Consider the following 2,591-nt stretch of genomic DNA (forward strand, 5'->3'; position numbering starts at 1 on the left):
CCCAGCCAAGCCCAACAACTCCTGCTGCGCCAAGAATAATTCCGAGGGGCTTAGACTATTAGCGGGAACATTTCACGTACTCGTTATGCGCCTAACCCGTCGTCAAACCCTCAGCCTCCTAGTCGGCAGTGCTGCTGCACTGTGGTTGCGATCGCGCCCAGCCGTGGCGGCAGGTGAGCCATCAGAAATTTATACGCTGCCGCCTTTGCCCTATGACTACGAGGCCCTAGAGCCAGTGATTGATGCAGAGACAATGCGTCTGCACCACGACAAACACCATGCAGCCTATGTCAACACTCTCAACAAGGCACTGACACCCTACCGTCAATGGCACGGGCTGGCCATCGAAGAACTCCTGCCCCACCTTCACCAACTCCCCACCGCTATCCAAGAAACTGTGCGCAACCACGGCGGTGGCCATGCTAACCATTCCCTCTTTTGGCAAAGTATGGCACCGAATGGCGGCGGTGAGCCCACGGGGGACCTCGCCATAGCAATAGAAGACACTTTTGGCTCGTTTCCAGAGTTTCAAACCCAGTTTCAGCAGGCAGGTCTGCAGCACTTTGGCAGTGGCTGGGTCTGGCTTGTGCTTACGCCCCAAGGGAATTTGACTATTACCACCACGCTAAACCAAGATTCTCCGCTGATGCAAGGGCAAGTGCCCCTCTTGGGCAATGATCTGTGGGAACATGCTTACTACCTGACCTATCGCAACCGTCGCGATCAGTACCTAGAGGCTTGGTGGCAGGTGGTTAATTGGCCTTGGGTGAGCGATCGCTATGCTCAGATGCGCGATCTTTTGGCTTAGGGCACAAGGCCTGCTCATGGCGATCGTAGGCATCAATAATCCGCTCGACAAGGGGATGGCGAATTACATCCCCCTTGGTTAGATAACAAAATGCGATCCCCTCGACATCCTTGAGAATTTTCGTAGCCACACTGAGGCCAGAGGTTTGATGTTCTGGTAGATCGGTTTGCGTCAAGTCCCCGGTCACCACCAAGCAGGAGTTAAAACCAATACGGGTCAACACCATTTTCATCTGGGCAGGAGTGGTGTTCTGAGCCTCGTCGAGGATGACAAAGGCATTATTCAGCGTACGCCCCCGCATATAGGCCAAGGGGGCTACTTCAATCACGCCCCGCTCCATCAGGTTGCCAATTTTCTCCGGCTCTACTAGCTCGTAGAGGGCATCGTAGAGGGGGCGCAGATAGGGATCAATTTTTTGCTGTAGATCTCCCGGCAGAAAGCCAAGCCGCTCACCCGCTTCCACTGCAGGCCGTGTTAGAATTAACCGCTCATAGGTGCCCGCCAGTAGGGCTTGGACCGCTAGGACCGTGGCCAAGAAAGTTTTGCCGGTGCCCGCGGGCCCAATGCCAAAGGTGAGGGTGTGGCTACGAATTGCTTGAACGTACTGGCGCTGGCGAAAGGTTTTAGCGCGAATAATGTCACCGCGGCGGGTGCGAGCTAGAATATCCTGTTGCAGCTCTTGGAGGGCTTCCCGCTGCTGAGTATCGTAGGCATGGCGGACCGTGAGAATATCCACCCCCGACACAGGACGCCCCTCCCGCCAGAGGGTACTGAGGTCTTGAATGAGTTGTTGGCAGAGTTGGATTTGAGCAGGGGTGCCAGTGATATAGAGATCCCGTCCCCTTAAAACAAGGGTCGCCCCTGTTTGGGCGGCAAAGATGCGCAGGTTGGCTTCTTGCTCACCGACAAGGGCGATCGCACTCTCAATGCTGTGGAGGTCAATGGTGAGGCTTTCCCTCGTGGTCATACCCTAAACTTAGCGATTGCGCTTGCGGGCGGCCTCCTGTTTGCGTTTGCGGCGCAGGCTGGGTTTTTCGTAACGTTCACGCCGCTTGACTTCCGAAAGAATACCTGCTTTTTGGATTTTTTTCTTGAATCGCCGTAGGGCGGACTCAATGGATTCGTTTTCACCTAAACGGACTTCAGCCACGCGCTAACTTTGCCTCCTTGATGATGGATAAAAACGACGACGGGAGCGCCGTGGGCGATCGCTCCTTTGATGATCTATTTTAGGCGTACTTTTGGCAGCGTCATAAACATCTAAGTAAACCTGCTGACCAGCGGCTTGGGCAGCAGCCTGTAAAACCGCTCGAATGGCCTGGAGATTGCGACCGCCACGACCATAAACCCGGCCTTTATCCTCGCCAGCAAAGGCAAGACGTACCCAAATGCGAGAATTAGCAGGGGAAAATTCTGCATGGAGCCGCAGGGTTTCTGGTGCTTCCATAAAGGGTTCAAGCAGGAAGCGAATCAAGGCAGCGTAGTTGGGGGCAGCCGACTCAGTCATTGCCTATTTTTGGGCAGTTTCGGGGAGAAGATTCGCCTTGACAAAGAGCCGCCGCACCGTATCTGTGGGTTGTGCCCCCTGCGCCAAACGCCGCTTGATAGCCTCTTCGTTGAGGCGCACTTCATCATGGATTGGATCGTAAAAGCCCAATTCTTCAAGGGCACGCCCATCGCGGCGATCGGTATTATTCATGGCCACAATACGATAGGTGGCGTTCCGCTTTTTACCGTAGCGTTTGAGACGCAGTTTAATCATGTCAGCCTATGGAGATAGAAG

At 54.5% G+C, this 2,591-nt stretch carries 5 protein-coding genes; 1 reads left to right on the forward strand and 4 read right to left on the reverse strand.

Annotated elements, in window-relative coordinates; translation table 11 throughout:
* Positions 1 to 808 (forward strand): superoxide dismutase (locus H8Q75_RS07620; RefSeq protein WP_365970883.1); only part of this gene is annotated, 808 nt, incomplete at its 5' end.
* Here the strand turns inward: H8Q75_RS07620 and H8Q75_RS07625 are convergent.
* From H8Q75_RS07625 to rpsP, 4 genes are read right to left on the reverse strand one after another with little or no spacing between them, the layout of a single operon-like run.
* Entirely contained in the window at positions 753 to 1,775 is a 1,023-nt protein-coding gene (locus H8Q75_RS07625; RefSeq protein ID WP_024125506.1) for a PhoH family protein, read from the reverse strand. The two genes, H8Q75_RS07620 and H8Q75_RS07625, sit on opposite strands and share 56 nt — an antisense overlap.
* A 9-nt stretch (positions 1,776 to 1,784) precedes the next feature.
* On the reverse strand, positions 1,785 to 1,958 hold the full coding sequence (gene rpsU / locus H8Q75_RS07630; RefSeq protein ID WP_011055893.1) for a 30S ribosomal protein S21: 174 nt from the start codon (positions 1,956 to 1,958) through the stop codon (positions 1,785 to 1,787).
* Positions 1,959 to 1,961: 3 nt separating this feature from the next.
* Positions 1,962 to 2,315, reverse strand: a complete 354-nt coding sequence (locus tag H8Q75_RS07635; RefSeq protein ID WP_024125505.1) for a KH domain-containing protein — start codon at positions 2,313 to 2,315, stop codon at positions 1,962 to 1,964.
* Between the two features lie 3 nt (positions 2,316 to 2,318).
* Complete coding sequence (gene rpsP / locus H8Q75_RS07640; RefSeq protein WP_024125504.1) at positions 2,319 to 2,570, reverse strand: 30S ribosomal protein S16; 252 nt, start codon at positions 2,568 to 2,570, stop codon at positions 2,319 to 2,321.
* Positions 2,571 to 2,591 lie beyond the last annotated feature (21 nt).

Source organism: Thermosynechococcus sp. OHK43 (assembly GCF_014466085.1).
Classification (GTDB): Bacteria; Cyanobacteriota; Cyanobacteriia; order Thermosynechococcales; family Thermosynechococcaceae; genus Thermosynechococcus.